This window comes from Curvibacter gracilis ATCC BAA-807 (genome assembly GCF_000518645.1).
In the GTDB taxonomy this organism is placed as follows: domain Bacteria; phylum Pseudomonadota; class Gammaproteobacteria; order Burkholderiales; family Burkholderiaceae_C; genus Curvibacter; species Curvibacter gracilis.
In genome coordinates, this window is sequence record NZ_JADZ01000010.1 from 43,382 (window position 1) to 57,906 (window position 14,525).

Genomic DNA, 14,525 nt, shown 5'->3' on the forward strand with positions numbered 1-14,525 from the left:
ATGCAGACCGACACCATCGCCCTGTTCGAGCCCGAGGCCGGCCCGCAGGAGAGCGCGCTGATCCAGGCCGTGCTCGATTCGGGCCGCTGGAGCGACGGCCCCATGCTGGAAGCCTTTGAGCAGGCCTTTGCCGGCTGGGTGGGCCGTGCCTATGCCGTGGGCGTGGCCAGCGGCACCCTGGGCACCTGGATGGCCCTGCGCGCCCTGGGCATCGGGCCGGGCGACGAGGTGGTGTGCGCGGCCCACACCTGGCACCAGGTGGCCCAGGCCATCACGCTGTGCGGGGCCACCCCGGTGTTTGCCGACATCGACTACTGGAGCGGCTGCCTGAGCGCCGACAAGGCCGCGCTGCGCATCGGCCCGCGCACCCGGGCCCTGCTGGCCGGCAACACCAATGGCCACCCGGCTGCCTGGGGGCCGCTGCGGGCCCTGGCCCAGGCCCACGGCCTGGCGCTGATCGAAGACAGCACCGAGGCGCTGGGCTCGCGCTACGGCGGCCAGACCGTGGGCAGCTTTGGCGACCTGGCGGTGTTCGATTTCTCCTCACCGCTGGCCCTGTGCACGGGCGAGGGCGGCATGGTGGTGACCGACGACGAGCAACTGGCCCATGAGCTGCGCTACCTGCGCCAGCGCCGGCTGAGCGACCGGCATTCGGTGTCGGTGGGCTCGCGCGTGCCCCTGCAGGCCGGCCTCAGCGAGCTGAGTGCCGCCCTGGGCCTGGCCCAGCTGGCGTCGCTGGACGAGCGCCTGCTGCAGCGCAAGCAGGTCGAGACCTGGTACCACGAGCAGATGCAGAGCTTTGAAGGCATCAAGCCCCCTTACCTGGGCGAGGATGTGGACGAGGTGCACTGGATGCTCTACGTGGTGCACCTGGGCAAGCGCTTCACCGCCAGCGCCCGCACCCAGATGATCGACGACCTGCGCGCCTGCGGCATCGAGAGCGCGGCCTACAGCCACCCCTTGCACCAGCAGTTCTTCTACATGAACGCCGGCGACACCATCGGCCGCAAGCGCGGCCTGCTGCCCGATACCGAGCGCATCGGTGACCGCGCCCTGGCCCTGCCGCTGCATGGCGGCCTGGGGCCGGAGCACATCCAGTACATCGTCAAGACCCTCAAGGACACCGCCACCAATGTCGGTGCCGGGGCCGCCATCTACCTGTGAAAGCCGCCCATGAACACACCTCTGATGGCCACCCTGGCCGAGCAACTTGACAAGGGCCTGATCGTGCCCTACCTCGGCCCGGGCATGTTGGCCCTGTGCCCCGAGGCCCCGGTGCCGGCCACGCCGCTGGCACTGGCCGAACTGATGACCTCGCAGGTCAGCGTGCCGCACAAGATCCGCAAGCGGCTGACGCAGGCGGCGCAGTTCATCGAGAACTTCAAGCACCGCAAATCAGTGGTGCACCTGATGAACCAGGCCTTTGCCGCGCCCACCACGCCCTCGGCCCTGCACCTGGCCCTGGCGCGCAGCAATGCCGGCCTGCTGGTCGATGCCTGGTACGACGACACCCTGGCCACCGCACTGGCCCAGGTGCGGCCCGAGGGCGGATGGCTGCAGCTGCAGGGCCTGTCGCAATCGGAACATTTCGGCCACTGGACGGGCGCCTATGCCGCCAACGGCGAGTTCCTGCCCCAGGCCCCGGGCGGCGCGCAGCCCATTCTCTACAAGCCCATCGGGGCCCACGCGCCGGCCGGCAACTACCTGGTGTCTGACAGCGACTATGTCGAGGTGTTGACCGAGATCGACATCCAGACCCCTATCCCGGCGGCCGTGCAGGCCTGGCGCAGCGGGCGGCATTTTCTGTTTCTGGGCTGCCGCTTCGACGACCAGCTTACACGCAGCTTTGCGCGCCAGATCATGAAGCGCTCCAGCGCCCAGCACTGGGCCGTGCTGCCCGACGAACCCACGCGCATGGAGGCGCGCTTTCTGCAGGAGCAGGGCATCACCCGCATCGCCCAGCCGTTGGCCAGCTTTGCCGCCGGCCTGGTGGAGGCCCTGCAGGACACCGCCACCGCCTGAGTGCCTGGCCCACCGTTGCCTCGTCACCCCTTTCCTCAACCAGAACCAGCCTTGAGCTGAGTACCACCATGACTGCACTGACCGTCCTGCCCTCGGGCAAAACCTACGAAGCCACTGCCGGCAGCACCCTGCTGCAGGCCCTGCTTGCCGTTGGCGAGGTGATCGCCAGCAAATGCGATGGGCAGGCCAAATGTGGCGCCTGCCATGTGTTCATCCAGGAAGGGCGCAAGGGCCTGTCCAAGATCCAGAAGCTCGAGAACGAGAAGCTCGACGCGCTGGTAGGCGTCAGCTCCAAGTCGCGCCTGGCCTGCCAGGTGGTGCTGGGCACCGAGCCTGCCACCGTCGAACTGCTCAGCTTCGTCTGAGGCGGCCGGTGAGCGGCCCCGGCCCGGCCAAGCCGGGCGCCAACTCGCAGTCTCCTTCCACCCCTGGGCCTTCCACCCCGGACGAGATCGATCTCTCAGGCCCTTCGCCCTGGGCCACCGGGGCCTTGCTGGGCCTGATCGAGCAGGCCGCCCAGGGCGTGTTGGTGCTGTGTGAAGGCCTGACCCGCGATGAGCTGCTGGGCTCGCGCCTGACCCGCACAGAAGTGTTACGCCAGTTGAGCACTTTGACCCTGTCGGCCACCCAGCTGGACGCGGCCGTTCAGGCCGCCATGCCCGAGCTGGACTGGGCCGGCTGGGCCGCCCTGGCTCCACGCCTGCGCGCCCCCGCCGGCCCCGCGCTGGACGAGGCGCTGTGGTTCGCCGTCGAATCGCTGGTGCCCGCCACCTTGCTGTGGCTGCGCTTCTACCGCCAACAACAGCCGCGGTGGTTTCGCATTGGGTTGTGAGGGGCCAGGCTGAGACCTGGCCTCAACCCAGCTTGCCGCGCTCAGCCTTCGAGAAGTTGCTCAGATGCCCTTCGCGTGCGGCCTGGCGGCGGGCCGAGGCGATGATGGCCTTGCTCTGGCCTGGGGGCACCGGGGCGCTGATCTGGCGCTCCAGGGCGCTGCTGCCGCATTGGGGGCAGGCGGGGGTGCTGCCGGCGCGCACCAGGGCTTCAAAACGGTGGCCGCAGGCGGGGCAGTGGTAGTCGTAAAGAGGCATGGCGAGGGTCCTTGTGTGGTGGGGGCATCAGGCGGCGAGCGGCGGCGGACTGGCGCAGCGGCCGGCCTCGGGGTCCGGTGGGGTGGTCGATGCGGTGTGAGGGTGCGTATGAGCGTGTGCATGGGCATGGGCATGGGCATGGGCACAGCCCTCCAGCCCGGTGCTCCCCGGCAGCGTGGCCAGGCTGGGGCCCAGGCCCACCCAGGCGTGCACGGCCTCCGTCACAAAGCCCAGGTGGTGTCGGGTGCCGCACTGCATCAGCGGGCGGCGTATCAGCAGGGGTTCGGCCAGCAGGCAGGCCAGGGCCTGATCGGCGCTCAGGGTGTCGGGGTCGAGCAGGCCCTGGCGGATGCGGGGCGCTGCGCGGTTGAACCAACTGGGCACGGGCTGGCCTTGCAGAAAGGGCAGCAGGGTGTCGGGGGTCCAGGCGGTGTGCAGCAGGTCGCGCACCTCCAGGGTGTGGCCGGCAGCGCGCAGCGCGGCCTTCTGCCGGGCGTTGCCGCCGCAGCCGGGCTTTTCGTAGAAGACGATGTGGCTCATGCGGGCTCCTCCGGGGGCAGGGGGTGGGCCTGGGCCCAGGCCGCGTGGCCGCCGACCAGGTCGCACACGTCCACATAGCCGAAGTCGGCAAACATCTGGGCCCAGGTCTGGCTGGCGTGGCCGTGGTGGCAGTAGATCAGGATGGGGCGCTTGCGATCGGTCTGCAGCAGCAGCGCGTCCTGGTTGTGCGGGCCCAGGCGCACCGAGCCGGCCCAGCCATCGCGCTGGTGGCTGCCCGGGTCGCGTGCATCCAGCACCAGGGCGTGGGGCCGGCTGGCGCACCAGCGCTCCAGCTCGGCCAGCGTGAGCCGGCGGAAGAGGCGGGGGCCGCGCATGGCGCCGTCGCTCAGACCGGGCGGTTCTCGTTGGGGTTGCGCACCGGCCCCATCAGGCTCAGGCCTTCGGCGTAGGTGATGGTGTCAAAGGTCACGTCGTACTTGAGCGCCGCATCGGCCACGGCGTCGAGCTTGCCGGCCGTGTCCTTTTTCTTGAGCTCGCTCTTCTCGAGGTACAGCAGGTCGAGCAGCTCGTTGTAGACGGTCGACTCGTCGATGGGCAGCACATAGAACAGCGCGCCACGGTAGGGCACCTGGTACTTCTTCGACAGGTCGATGTTGTTGCAGAACAAGAAGTACTTGCCGCCTGCGCTCAGGCTGTCGCCCAGCACCTCGGCCACGTCCTTCAGGTGCTCGAAGCTCAGCAGGTAGCCGGCAAAGAAGGGCAGGTGGGCCTCCCCCACCTGGGCCACGGCCATCACCTGGTCGCAGGTCAGTTCGGGGGGGCGGGCCTCGTCGGCCAGCTTGGCGGCAAAGCGCAGCGCCAGCTCGCCCCGGAAGCCGACCCGCCCGGGCTTGGCCGTGGGCGCCTTGAGCACGGGGTTCAGCAGTCGGCCATCGGCATCGAGCGGGCCCAGGGCCGTGTCTTCAATGGGTTTGCGCACCAGGGTTTCAGTCATGGTCAGTCCTTGGAAGGGTGGAGGAAACAGAGGGGCCGGCCGCGCGGTTGCGCAGGTGGTCGGCGGTCTTGGAGAAGGCCTGCATCAGCGCTTGGCGCAGGCCAGGGGGAACCTCGGTGGCGAGCAGGGCGGCCTGCATGCAGTTCAGCCAGGCATCGCGCTCGGCGTCGCCAATGGCAAAGGGCTGGTGGCGCATGCGCAGGCGCGGGTGGCCGCGCTGTGCGCTGTAGTCACGCGGCCCACCCAGCCATTCACACAGGTAGCTCACCAGCACGGCCTTCACCGGGCCCAGGTCGGCGGGGTGCATGGCGCGAATCACCTGCGCCTCGGGGCGCTGGTCCATCTGCGCATAGAAGGCCTCGACCAGGGCCTGCACCCGGGCCAGGCCGCCCAGCTGTTGGTAGTGCGATACCTGGGCTGACACCGGCGCGCCCACGGGCCGCGATGGGGGGCCCAACGGGGGGGCTGACTCGGCAGGGGCCGTGGGGTGGGGCAGCGTGCTCATGCCCTTCTTTCTGCAATGACCGTACCAGGCCAGGCGCGCGCGTGGGCGGCCACCAAACGCGACAAAACAGCCCTTGGTGGGCGCCTGCCTCAGCGGTGTGGGGATGGCCGGGCCCGGTTTGTCGCAAACGGAACAAAGCGTTGCAGCAGGCCGGACAAAGCGCCCGCCAAGCCCGCCACAAGCCGACATGTTGGTGTCGTTTTGTCGTAAACAGCGCGCTGATCGGGCTGGAACACCGTGATTTCGGCATGGCACAGAAGGTGCAAAGAACCAGTGCGCGGACACAAGTCCGGCCCAACGTGACCCGATAGAAGAAGACCAACAGGCACGCCAGGCTGACATGGTCGCGAGTTCGCTACCTTGGTTCTCAACCCTTCCTGAATGGAGTACTGCAATGTCTAAACTTCGGCAAATCGCCTTCTACGGCAAAGGCGGCATCGGCAAATCCACCACCTCCCAGAACACGCTGGCCGCGCTGACCGAACTCGGTCAGAAGATCCTCATCGTCGGCTGCGACCCCAAGGCCGACTCGACCCGCCTGATCCTGCACGCCAAGGCCCAGGACACCATCCTGTCACTGGCGGCCGAAGCCGGCTCGGTGGAGGACCTGGAGCTCGAGGACGTGATGAAGATCGGCTACAAGGACATCCGTTGCGTCGAATCCGGTGGCCCGGAGCCCGGAGTGGGCTGCGCCGGCCGCGGCGTGATCACCTCGATCAACTTCCTTGAAGAAAACGGCGCCTACGACGGTGTCGACTACGTCTCTTACGACGTGCTGGGCGACGTGGTGTGCGGCGGCTTCGCCATGCCCATCCGCGAGAACAAGGCGCAAGAGATCTACATCGTCATGTCGGGCGAGATGATGGCCATGTACGCGGCCAACAACATCTCCAAGGGCATTCTGAAGTACGCCAATTCGGGCGGTGTGCGCCTGGGTGGCCTGGTTTGCAACGAGCGCCAGACCGACAAGGAACTGGAGCTGGCCGAATCGCTGGCCAAGATGCTGGGCTCGCGCCTGATCCACTTCGTGCCGCGCGACAACATCGTGCAGCACGCCGAGCTGCGCCGCATGACCGTGATCGAGTACGCCCCGGACTCCAAGCAGGCCGACGAGTACCGCCAACTGGCCACCAAGGTGCACAACAACGCTGGCAACGGCACCATCCCCACCCCCATCACCATGGACCAGCTGGAAGACCTGCTGATGGAGCACGGGATCATGAAGCAGATCGACGAGTCGCAAGTCGGCAAGTCGGCCGTGGCCGCCTGAAGGGCCCCCGGGTGCGGGGCGCAGGGCCCCACCTCACGAGGGCCTGCCCCCGCGCCCGACTCTCACTGACAACTATCTAACCGGAGCTCTCCATGACCGCCACCGTTGAAGAACGCAAGGCCGCGAACAAGGCCCTGATCGATGAAGTGCTGAAGGCCTACCCTGAGAAGATGGCCAAGCGGCGCGCCAAGCACCTGGGCACCTTCGAGGACGGCAAGCCCGATTGCGGGGTCAAGTCCAACATCAAATCCTTGCCCGGCGTCATGACGATCCGGGGTTGTGCCTACGCGGGCTCCAAGGGCGTGGTGTGGGGCCCCATCAAGGACATGGTCCACATCAGCCACGGCCCGGTGGGCTGCGGCCAGTACTCGTGGGCTGCGCGCCGCAACTATTACATCGGCACCACCGGCATCGACACCTTCGTGACGATGCAGTTCACCTCGGACTTCCAGGAAAAAGACATCGTCTTCGGCGGTGACAAGAAGCTCGACAAGATCATTGACGAGATCCAGGAACTGTTCCCGCTCAACAAGGGCATCTCGATCCAGTCCGAGTGCCCGATCGGCCTGATCGGCGACGACATCGAAGCCGTCTCCAAGAAGAAGGCCAAGCAGTACGAAGGCCACACCATCGTGCCGGTGCGCTGCGAAGGCTTTCGCGGCGTGAGCCAGTCGCTGGGCCACCACCTGGCCAACGACGCGATCCGCGACTGGGTGTTCGACAAGGTCGACCCCAACAAGCGCCCCGACTTTGTCTCCACCCCTTACGACGTGGCCATCATCGGCGACTACAACATCGGTGGTGACGCCTGGGCCAGCCGCATTCTGCTCGAAGAGATGGGCCTGCGCGTGATCGCGCAATGGTCGGGCGACGGCACCATCGCCGAGCTGGAGAACACCCCCAAGGCCAAGCTCAACGTGCTGCACTGCTACCGCTCGATGAACTACATCAGCCGCCACATGGAAGAAAAGTACGGCATCCCATGGGTGGAGTACAACTTCTTCGGCCCCTCGATGATCGAGAAGAGCCTGCGCGAGATTGCCAGCCACTTCGACGACACCATCAAGGCCAATGCCGAGAAGCTGATCGCCCGCTACCGCCCCCTGATGGACGCGGTGATCGCCAAGTACAAGCCCCGCCTGGAAGGCAAGAAGGTCATGCTGTTCGTGGGTGGCCTGCGCCCGCGCCACGTGATCGGCGCCTACGAAGACCTGGGCATGGAAGTGGTGGGCACGGGCTACGAGTTCGGCCACAACGACGACTACCAGCGCACCACCCACTACGTGAAAGACGGCACGCTGATCTATGACGACGTGACCGGCTACGAGTTCGAGAAGTTCGTCGAACAGGTCAAGCCCGACCTGGTCGGCTCGGGCATCAAGGAAAAGTACGTGTTCCAGAAAATGGGCGTGCCCTTCCGCCAGATGCACAGCTGGGACTACTCGGGCCCGTACCACGGCTATGACGGCTTCGCGATCTTTGCGCGCGACATGGACATGGCCATCTCCAGCCCGATCTGGGGCCTGACCCAGGCGCCCTGGAAAAAGGCCGCCTGATCCCATCAGCCACCGCCGGCCACTGCCAGCCTCGCCAGCGCCCCGGGTGCCCCGCGCCCGGGGCCCCCTGAACCCCCTCTCGTTTACCGGAGCCCGTCATGCCCCAATCCGCCGACAAGATCCTCGACCACGAATTGCTGTTCCGTGAGCCCGAGTACCAGGAAATCTTCCGAAGCAAGAAAGAGAACTTCGAGTTCAACCACTCCGACGACACCGTCAAGCAGGTCATCGAGTGGACCAAGACCGAAGACTACAAGCAAAAGAACTTTGCCCGCGACTCACTCACCGTGAACCCGGCCAAGGCCTGCCAGCCGCTGGGCGCCGTGTACGTGGCCAACGGCTTTCACAAGACCCTGAGCTTTGTGCACGGCAGCCAGGGCTGCGTGGCCTACTACCGGTCGCACTTCTCGCGCCACTTCAAGGAGCCCACCTCGTGCGTGAGCTCGTCGATGACCGAAGACGCCGCCGTCTTCGGGGGCCTGAACAACATGATCGATGGCCTGGCCAACGCCTACAACCTGTACAAGCCCGAGATGATTGCGGTGTCCACCACCTGCATGGCCGAGGTGATCGGCGATGACCTGGACGCCTTCATCAAGAACAGCAAGCAAAAGGGCAGCGTGCCCGAGGCCTACGACGTGCCTTTTGCCCACACCCCGGCCTTTGTGGGCAGCCACATCACCGGCTACGACAACGCCTTGCTGGGCATCCTCAAGCACTTCTGGGATGGCAAGGCCGGCACCACCGCGCCGCTGACCCGCGTGCCCGACGAGAGCATCAACTTCATTGGCGGCTTTGATGGCTTTGTGGTCGGCAACATGAAAGAGATCCGCCGCATCTTCAGCCTGTTCGGCGTGCAGGTGAACGTGCTGTGCGACCCCTCGGGCAACTGGAACACCCCCACCGATGGCGAGTTCCGCATGTACGAAGGCGGCACCACCAAGGAAGAGGTGGAGCGCGCCCTGCATGCCAAGGCCACCATCGTGTTCCAGGAATTCTGCTGCGAGAAGACCACCAAGTTCATCAAGGAACATGGCCAGGAAGTGGTGGTGCTGAACGCCCCCGTGGGCGTGGCCGGCACCGATGCCTTCCTGCTGGCCATCTCGCGCCTCACGGGCAAGCCCGTGCCGGCCGAGCTGGAACTGGAGCGCGGCCAACTGGTCGACGCCATGGCCGACAGCCAGGCCCACCTGCACGGCAAGCGCTACGCTTTGTACGGCGACCCCGACCAGATGCTGGGCTACACCCAGTTCCTGCTGGAGCTGGGCGCCGAGCCGGCCCATGTGGTGGCCACCAACGGTAACGAAGAGTGGGCAAGCCGGGTGCAGGCCTTGTTCGACGCCTCACCCTACGGCGCCGGCTGCAAGGTCTACCCCAAGCGCGATCTGTGGCACCTGCGCTCGCTGTTGTTCACTGAGCCGGTGGATTTTCTGATCGGCAACACCTACGGCAAGTACCTGGAGCGCGACACCGGTACCCCGCTGGTGCGCATGGTGTTCCCGATCTTTGACCGCCACCACTACCACCGCTACCCCACCTGGGGCTATGACGGCGGCCTGCGCGTGCTGGTCACCCTGCTCGACGAGTTCTTTGAAACCCTGGATGCCAACACCAACGTGGCCTCCAAGACCGATTACTCGTTCGACATCATCCGCTGACGTTGACGTTGACGGGCCCAGGTCCTCGGGCCACCCCGGGTGGGTGGCCCGTGCCGACCGGGCCCGGCAGGATCTACCCCGATCTCACCCTGATCCCAACCCCCTGGCCCCGTCGCCCAAGCCCACCGAGGAGGCGCCCTCATGAACCCCCATGTCACCTATGTGAAGACCACCCAGGACGGGCGTCGCGTCGAGGTCATCGGCGGGCAACTGTGCCTGGCCGGTGTGCCCGAGACCACGGTGCTGGTGCCCCTGAGCGAGCACCCCAACCGCCAGGCCATCGCCCGCGTCATGCCCGATGCGGCCTATGTGGCCGGCCGCCTGCCGCTCACCCTCAGCGAGGCCGCCACCGCCCAAGGTGCCCTGACGCAGGAGCAGCGCCAGTTCGACGCCAGCCCCTCGGGCATCAACCAGCGCATCCGGCGGGCCCTGTGGGCCAAGGCCGAGGCCGATGGCGTTGAGTGAAGCGCGCCATGATCTACATCCTGGAGCGCCCCGCCGAGGTACAGGCCGAGGCGGGGACCCTGGTCCCCGCCCGGGCTGAGCCGCACGCCTGGTTTGCCTACGACGAGGCCGACCTGGCCCGCAAGGTGGCCGCCACCGACAGCCTGCAGCCCTGGGAGATCTACGACCGGCAGAGCGCCCGCGAATGGCTGGAACTGCTGGCCGAGCTGCCCCCCGGCCCCGAGGCCGAGGCGCGGTTCCCAGCCCTGTGTGCGCTGGGCCAGCGCCATGGCTACGACACCCCGCTGTACCGTGCCGACCACCTGCTGGGGCGCGGCATGCTGCAGGCTGAGCCCGTGAGCCTGCGCCAGGCGCTGGAGGCCGCGCTGGCCGCCCGCCCGGGCCGCACCACGGTCTATTGGAGCGACGAGCAGGCCCTGCACGCCTTCGAGGGCGGCGACCCGGCCCTGGTGGGGCCTGCGCACTGGCACGCCCGCCGCGCCCTGTACCAGCAGTTGGTGGCACTGGAAGTGCTGGCCGACAACCAATAGGGGCGGGCCATGCTGGCGCTGATGCAACTGGCCATCCTGCAGTCGGGTGGCCGCACCCTGGCCCTGCTGCTGCGTGAGCTGCAGGACGAGGCCGAGCTGTTCGCCAGCCCCAACACCCTGGCCGAGGTGGAGCAGCAACTGCTGATCATGGCCCAGACCCTGTCGCACCTGCCCGAAGCCCTGCAACTGCAGCTGCCCCAGCTCGACTGGCACGGCTGGGGCACCCTGCAGGCCCTGCTGGAGCAGCCCGGCAGCTTACGCCGCGAGGCCGTGTGGTATGCCCTCAATGCCCTGGTGCCCGCCACGCTGGACATGCTGCACCAGCTGCGCCAGCGCCACCCCGTGTGGTTCGACATGAAGCTGTGAGCGCCCCCATGACCGGCACCGGCCAAGACCTGATCCGCCTCTCGCTGGCTGCGGCGCAGACCCAGGCCACCTGCCTGGACGCGCAAGACCTGGCCTGGATGAGCTGCCTGGTGCAGATGAACCGGCTGGAGCAGCTCAGCCCCGAGCAGCGTGGCCAAAGCCTGTGCCGCGCGCTGATGGCGCCGTACCCCCGCGGCTTTTTTGAGGCCCTGCGCGCCTGTGGCGGCCTGAAGCGCTTTCTGCCCGAGCTGGATCTGTTGTTCAGCCAAGCCCTGCCCGACAGTGGCACGGCCGCGGCCGCCCCGAACGCCGGCGAGGTGCAACTGCGGGTGCTGGGTCGGCTGGCCGCCAGCGGCGCCCCGCTGGAGCAGCGCCTGGCCGGGCTGCTGCACCGCATCGGCTGGGCGCCGCCAGCGGGTGGGCAGTGGGGCTACCGGCGCCTGTTGGCCCGCCCGGGGGCTCTGGCCCAAACCGCCCTGGCCGCGCTGTGCGAGCGCATGGACCTGCCCCGGGCCCAGTTGCAACTGTGCCGGCAGCTGATGCAGCACCGCGACCCGCTGCTGCACCTGGCCGACGGCGAGCCCGAGGCCGTGTTGCAACTGTTGCTGGCGCTGGGGCTGCCCCAGCATGTCCATCCGCCTGGTCAACCCCGCCAGCCCGCACCCTTGACGACCCTGCTGCACCTCTGCCAGCTGGAGCACGAGGCCGCCACCGGCCGAGCCGGCGCCCGCTTTGTGCAGGCCCGCTGGTGGCAGCGCATGCAGGCCGCCGTGGCGGCCGTGCCCGCACCTGCGGCGCAGCCCGGCGAACGGCTCAACGCACTGTCCGGTGCAGGGTCCGGTGCACGGCCTGACCCGGCCTGGAACCCGGCCTGGCACCCAGCCTGGCACCAGGCCCAACTGGCCTGCCTGCGCCAACTGCTGCTGCACGAGCTGCCCGTGCAGGCACAGCACCCTCCACCGGGCCCGCCACGACGCTGACACGCCGCCAAGGCCCACCCGCTGCATCAGTTTCACGCATCCCGCCCGACGCACGCGCCCCCAACCCCCAGATTCAACTTTCCCGATTCACGCATCCCGAACCCGCAAAGGCACGCACACACCATGCACACCGACATCGAACGCTTTCTGGCCCATTCCATCCAGTTGGAGAGCGAGGCCGCCCGCCGCTTCGGCGAACTGGCCGACGCCATGCAAAGCGCCGGCAACCGCCCCGTGGCCCGGCTGTTCAGGCGCCTGGCCGACTACTCGCTGCTGCACCTGCAAGACGCCCGGGCCCGCGCCGCCTACCGCCAGTTGCCCGCGCTGAAAGCGGAGGATTTCAGCTGGCCCGGCCTCGAAAGCCCCGAGGCCGCCGCCATCTGGGCCGCCGACCCCCAACTGGGCCCCGAGCAGGCGCTGCAAGTGGCCCTGCAAGCCGAAACCTCGGGCCGCGACTTCTACCAGCAGGTGCTCGACGCCACCACCGACCCCGAAATCCGCTCCCTGGCACGCGAGTTTGTCGACGAAGAAAGCGCCCACGTGCTGGAGCTTCAGCGCTGGGCGGATCTGCAACAGGCAGGGCTGCCGTTGCCGGTGGAAGGGTGAGAAAAAAATAGAAGCAAGCGCTTCGTTTTGCCGTGCTGAACCGCGATCAGTTTCGGTTTCGAAATGGTCGTTTCGATTTTTGGATCGCTGATCCTCACGCCCAGGCTTGATCTCAATGATCGCTTAGATTTTTTTGAAGTGAGTGGGAAGACTCGATAAACTAAGCGACCGCTTCGATGGATGGGCAAGCATGAAACCGTATCGGATCACAAACGTCTCTGACATGGGCCAGGTGGTGCGTGCCGTGCGCAAGACCAGTGGCCTGCGCCAGGACGATCTGGCTGGCAGCGCAGGCGTCAGTCATGTCTACATGCGCGATCTTGAGCGCGGCAAGGCCACTGCACAGATCGGCCTGGCGCTGCAGGTGCTGGCCGAGTTAGGCATTGACCTCGTTCTGGACATTCCAGACGACGCATTTGAGCGCCTGCAACTGGAAAAGGCGCAAGCGGTGCACAGTGCCTCGGAGACAGGGCGTGCTTAGCCTGGTCGGCAAAGGCATCGATCCGGCTTGGCCGGGCAAGGGCAAAGCCCGATGAACAAGCGTGTTCTGCAGGTCCTCATCAACGGCGATCGGGTGGGCACCCTGATCGATGAGGGTAATGTGTGGGGCTTTCAATACGCGAAGCTTTGGCTGACCCAGCCACAGCCCTTTCCGCTGTCCCCCGCCTTGCCTCTGGGGCCAGATTTTCAGCGCGACGGCAGCACGGTGCGCCCCGTGCAATGGTTTTTCGACAACCTTCTGCCCGAAGAGGCATTGCGCGAGGCCATTGGCAACGAAGAAGGGATAGCCGCTGCCGATGCCTTCGGCCTGTTGGAGCGCCTGGGGGCCGAGTCCGCAGGGGCCCTGGTCTTGCAGCCCGAGGGGGCGCCAGAGGCTCCCAAAGGCACCCAGCAACTCACCTACAGCGCGCTGTCCGAGCGTATCCGCAGGCTGCCGGTGAGCACGTTGAACCGGCAGGCCCCCAAGCGCATGTCCCTGGCCGGGGCGCAGCACAAGATGGTGGTCTGCTTCGACCCGGTAACCGGCACCCTCAAGGAGCCCCTGAAAGGGACTCCGTCCAGCCACATTCTCAAGCCCAACTCGACGGCGGTCGGCTACCCGCATTCGGTGGTGAATGAGGTGTTCACGATGCGTCTGGCGGCGCTGCTGGGGCTTCGAGTGCCCCCAGTGTGGCGAGTGTATGTGCCGGAGCCGGTCTACCTCATCGAACGCTTTGACCGTGTGCGTGGCCCGACAGACCTGGAGTTGCTGCGGGTCCATGCCTTGGACGGTAGCCAGGCGCTGAATGAGAGTGGCGTTTACAAGTACAGCAGTGCGACTTTCCAGAAGCTGCTGCAGCTCATCGGACTGTGCCGCAACAAGGCTGTTGCGCGGCTGGAGGTGTTCCGCTGGATCCTGTTCAACACCTTGGTGGGCAACTCGGATTGCCACTTGAAGAACATTTCGTTTCTGATCGACACGGAGGGCATGCGGGTGGCTCCCTTCTACGATCTTTTATGCACTGCGGTCTATCACACGCGCGCACTTGACCACCACAACGCAGTATGGCCCGACGAGGATCTGGCCATGCCAGTGGCCGCCGCCGTGAGATTCGGTGAGGTGACCCAGCCCAAGCTGGTGGAGACTGGCATGCAACTGGGACTGAGCGCAGCCACCGCGCGCCGCGAGGTCTCCAGAATGGTCACGCGGCTGGCGGGTGCCGCAGATGAGTTGATCGATGTGATGGCCGCGGAGTACAAGCGCTTGCCCTTGTTGGCCGGAGCCAGTGCCGAGACACAGGGGGCAGAACTGCATCTGCTGCGCTCCATCCGGCATGTGGTGATCGAGGACATGCTGCGGCTGGTGAAGTGATGGATCAAGGCAGCAGGGCCTGTGATTGTTCTTGCCCATGACACACCGAGAGCACCACCTCCAATCAGGCAGGGGATGCGAACCTGAATGGACCTGGCCCCGCTGGCGCAGCGGTTGTTGCTGGGCGGCACC

At 66.8% G+C, this 14,525-nt stretch carries 19 protein-coding genes; 14 read left to right on the forward strand and 5 right to left on the reverse strand.

Annotation, left to right across the window (positions count from 1 at the left end; all coding sequences use genetic code 11):
* The 4 genes from L880_RS0106905 (at position 1) to L880_RS0106920 (ending at position 2,854) form a co-directional block, all read left to right on the forward strand.
* Complete coding sequence (locus L880_RS0106905; RefSeq protein ID WP_027475052.1) at positions 1 to 1,164, forward strand: DegT/DnrJ/EryC1/StrS family aminotransferase; 1,164 nt, start codon at positions 1 to 3, stop codon at positions 1,162 to 1,164.
* A gap of 9 nt (positions 1,165 to 1,173) precedes the next feature.
* The gene (locus L880_RS0106910) at positions 1,174 to 2,022 is read left to right on the forward strand and encodes an SIR2 family NAD-dependent protein deacylase (RefSeq protein ID WP_211245288.1); all 849 of its coding nucleotides are present in this window, start codon (positions 1,174 to 1,176) and stop codon (positions 2,020 to 2,022) included.
* A 68-nt stretch (positions 2,023 to 2,090) separates the two neighbouring features.
* Positions 2,091 to 2,387 carry a 2Fe-2S iron-sulfur cluster-binding protein gene (locus tag L880_RS0106915; protein WP_019572762.1) on the forward strand — a complete coding sequence of 99 codons (297 nt, stop codon included), beginning with the start codon at positions 2,091 to 2,093 and terminating at the stop codon, positions 2,385 to 2,387.
* 8 nt (positions 2,388 to 2,395) lie between these two features.
* Complete coding sequence (locus L880_RS0106920) at positions 2,396 to 2,854, forward strand: hypothetical protein (RefSeq protein ID WP_245615005.1); 459 nt, start codon at positions 2,396 to 2,398, stop codon at positions 2,852 to 2,854.
* Positions 2,855 to 2,876: 22 nt separating this feature from the next.
* Here the strand turns inward: L880_RS0106920 and L880_RS0106925 are convergent, their stop codons facing one another.
* The 5 genes from L880_RS0106925 to L880_RS31835 are packed head-to-tail and all read right to left on the reverse strand — an operon-like array spanning position 2,877 to position 5,110.
* A complete protein-coding gene (locus tag L880_RS0106925) occupies positions 2,877 to 3,110 on the reverse strand; it encodes an FmdB family zinc ribbon protein (RefSeq protein WP_027475055.1) in 234 nt (77 codons plus the stop codon).
* A 27-nt stretch (positions 3,111 to 3,137) separates the two neighbouring features.
* Positions 3,138 to 3,650 (reverse strand): ArsC/Spx/MgsR family protein, encoded by a 513-nt coding sequence (locus L880_RS31830; protein ID WP_084461083.1) that lies wholly within the window; start codon positions 3,648 to 3,650, stop codon positions 3,138 to 3,140.
* Positions 3,647 to 3,985 (reverse strand): thiosulfate sulfurtransferase GlpE, encoded by a 339-nt coding sequence (locus L880_RS0106935; RefSeq protein WP_019572768.1) that lies wholly within the window; start codon positions 3,983 to 3,985, stop codon positions 3,647 to 3,649. The genes L880_RS31830 and L880_RS0106935 overlap by 4 nt, the downstream gene beginning before the upstream one ends.
* 11 nt (positions 3,986 to 3,996) lie before the next feature.
* Positions 3,997 to 4,605 (reverse strand): hypothetical protein, encoded by a 609-nt coding sequence (locus L880_RS0106940; RefSeq protein WP_019572769.1) that lies wholly within the window; start codon positions 4,603 to 4,605, stop codon positions 3,997 to 3,999.
* On the reverse strand, positions 4,598 to 5,110 hold the full coding sequence (locus L880_RS31835; RefSeq protein ID WP_027475056.1) for a group II truncated hemoglobin: 513 nt from the start codon (positions 5,108 to 5,110) through the stop codon (positions 4,598 to 4,600). Before L880_RS31835 ends, L880_RS0106940 begins: the two co-directional genes overlap by 8 nt.
* Before the next feature lie 394 nt (positions 5,111 to 5,504).
* Here L880_RS31835 and nifH point away from each other — a divergent pair, with 394 nt between their 5' ends.
* The 10 genes from nifH to L880_RS0106995 all read left to right on the forward strand — a co-directional run bounded on the left by nifH (position 5,505) and on the right by L880_RS0106995 (position 14,393).
* Positions 5,505 to 6,380 carry a nitrogenase iron protein gene (gene nifH, locus L880_RS0106950; RefSeq protein ID WP_019572771.1) on the forward strand — a complete coding sequence of 292 codons (876 nt, stop codon included), beginning with the start codon at positions 5,505 to 5,507 and terminating at the stop codon, positions 6,378 to 6,380.
* Positions 6,381 to 6,472: 92 nt separating this feature from the next.
* The gene (gene nifD, locus L880_RS0106955; RefSeq protein WP_019572772.1) at positions 6,473 to 7,936 is read left to right on the forward strand and encodes a nitrogenase molybdenum-iron protein alpha chain; all 1,464 of its coding nucleotides are present in this window, start codon (positions 6,473 to 6,475) and stop codon (positions 7,934 to 7,936) included.
* 98 nt (positions 7,937 to 8,034) lie between these two features.
* Positions 8,035 to 9,594, forward strand: a complete 1,560-nt coding sequence (gene nifK / locus L880_RS0106960; protein ID WP_027475057.1) for a nitrogenase molybdenum-iron protein subunit beta — start codon at positions 8,035 to 8,037, stop codon at positions 9,592 to 9,594.
* 141 nt (positions 9,595 to 9,735) lie between these two features.
* Positions 9,736 to 10,059: a hypothetical protein gene (locus L880_RS0106965; RefSeq protein WP_019572774.1), complete on the forward strand. Its 324-nt coding sequence runs from the start codon at positions 9,736 to 9,738 to the stop codon at positions 10,057 to 10,059.
* An 8-nt stretch (positions 10,060 to 10,067) separates the two neighbouring features.
* Complete coding sequence (locus tag L880_RS0106970) at positions 10,068 to 10,589, forward strand: hypothetical protein (protein WP_027475058.1); 522 nt, start codon at positions 10,068 to 10,070, stop codon at positions 10,587 to 10,589.
* 9 nt (positions 10,590 to 10,598) lie between these two features.
* A complete protein-coding gene (locus L880_RS0106975) occupies positions 10,599 to 10,955 on the forward strand; it encodes a hypothetical protein (RefSeq protein WP_051443130.1) in 357 nt (118 codons plus the stop codon).
* 8 nt (positions 10,956 to 10,963) lie between these two features.
* Positions 10,964 to 11,935, forward strand: coding sequence for a hypothetical protein (locus L880_RS0106980; protein WP_027475060.1), 972 nt, complete (start codon positions 10,964 to 10,966; stop codon positions 11,933 to 11,935).
* A gap of 123 nt (positions 11,936 to 12,058) precedes the next feature.
* The gene (locus L880_RS0106985; protein WP_027475061.1) at positions 12,059 to 12,541 is read left to right on the forward strand and encodes a ferritin-like domain-containing protein; all 483 of its coding nucleotides are present in this window, start codon (positions 12,059 to 12,061) and stop codon (positions 12,539 to 12,541) included.
* 190 nt (positions 12,542 to 12,731) lie between these two features.
* A complete protein-coding gene (locus L880_RS31840) occupies positions 12,732 to 13,022 on the forward strand; it encodes a helix-turn-helix domain-containing protein (protein ID WP_084461084.1) in 291 nt (96 codons plus the stop codon).
* Positions 13,023 to 13,073: 51 nt separating this feature from the next.
* A complete protein-coding gene (locus L880_RS0106995) occupies positions 13,074 to 14,393 on the forward strand; it encodes a HipA domain-containing protein (RefSeq protein ID WP_027475062.1) in 1,320 nt (439 codons plus the stop codon).
* The last annotated feature ends 132 nt before the right edge of the window (positions 14,394 to 14,525 follow it).

Coding starts and splice junctions, on each gene's coding strand:
- L880_RS0106905 (WP_027475052.1), top strand. CDS start 1: ATGCAGACCGACACCATCGCCCTGTTCGAGCCCGAGGCCGGCCCGCAG.
- L880_RS0106910 (WP_211245288.1), top strand. CDS start 1,174: ATGAACACACCTCTGATGGCCACCCTGGCCGAGCAACTTGACAAGGGC.
- L880_RS0106915 (WP_019572762.1), top strand. CDS start 2,091: ATGACTGCACTGACCGTCCTGCCCTCGGGCAAAACCTACGAAGCCACT.
- L880_RS0106925 (WP_027475055.1), bottom strand. CDS start 3,110: ATGCCTCTTTACGACTACCACTGCCCCGCCTGCGGCCACCGTTTTGAA.
- L880_RS31830 (WP_084461083.1), bottom strand. CDS start 3,650: ATGAGCCACATCGTCTTCTACGAAAAGCCCGGCTGCGGCGGCAACGCC.
- L880_RS0106935 (WP_019572768.1), bottom strand. CDS start 3,985: ATGCGCGGCCCCCGCCTCTTCCGCCGGCTCACGCTGGCCGAGCTGGAG.
- L880_RS0106940 (WP_019572769.1), bottom strand. CDS start 4,605: ATGACTGAAACCCTGGTGCGCAAACCCATTGAAGACACGGCCCTGGGC.
- L880_RS31835 (WP_027475056.1), bottom strand. CDS start 5,110: ATGAGCACGCTGCCCCACCCCACGGCCCCTGCCGAGTCAGCCCCCCCG.
- nifH (WP_019572771.1), top strand. CDS start 5,505: ATGTCTAAACTTCGGCAAATCGCCTTCTACGGCAAAGGCGGCATCGGC.
- nifD (WP_019572772.1), top strand. CDS start 6,473: ATGACCGCCACCGTTGAAGAACGCAAGGCCGCGAACAAGGCCCTGATC.
- nifK (WP_027475057.1), top strand. CDS start 8,035: ATGCCCCAATCCGCCGACAAGATCCTCGACCACGAATTGCTGTTCCGT.
- L880_RS0106965 (WP_019572774.1), top strand. CDS start 9,736: ATGAACCCCCATGTCACCTATGTGAAGACCACCCAGGACGGGCGTCGC.
- L880_RS0106970 (WP_027475058.1), top strand. CDS start 10,068: ATGATCTACATCCTGGAGCGCCCCGCCGAGGTACAGGCCGAGGCGGGG.
- L880_RS0106975 (WP_051443130.1), top strand. CDS start 10,599: ATGCTGGCGCTGATGCAACTGGCCATCCTGCAGTCGGGTGGCCGCACC.
- L880_RS0106980 (WP_027475060.1), top strand. CDS start 10,964: ATGACCGGCACCGGCCAAGACCTGATCCGCCTCTCGCTGGCTGCGGCG.
- L880_RS0106985 (WP_027475061.1), top strand. CDS start 12,059: ATGCACACCGACATCGAACGCTTTCTGGCCCATTCCATCCAGTTGGAG.
- L880_RS31840 (WP_084461084.1), top strand. CDS start 12,732: ATGAAACCGTATCGGATCACAAACGTCTCTGACATGGGCCAGGTGGTG.
- L880_RS0106995 (WP_027475062.1), top strand. CDS start 13,074: ATGAACAAGCGTGTTCTGCAGGTCCTCATCAACGGCGATCGGGTGGGC.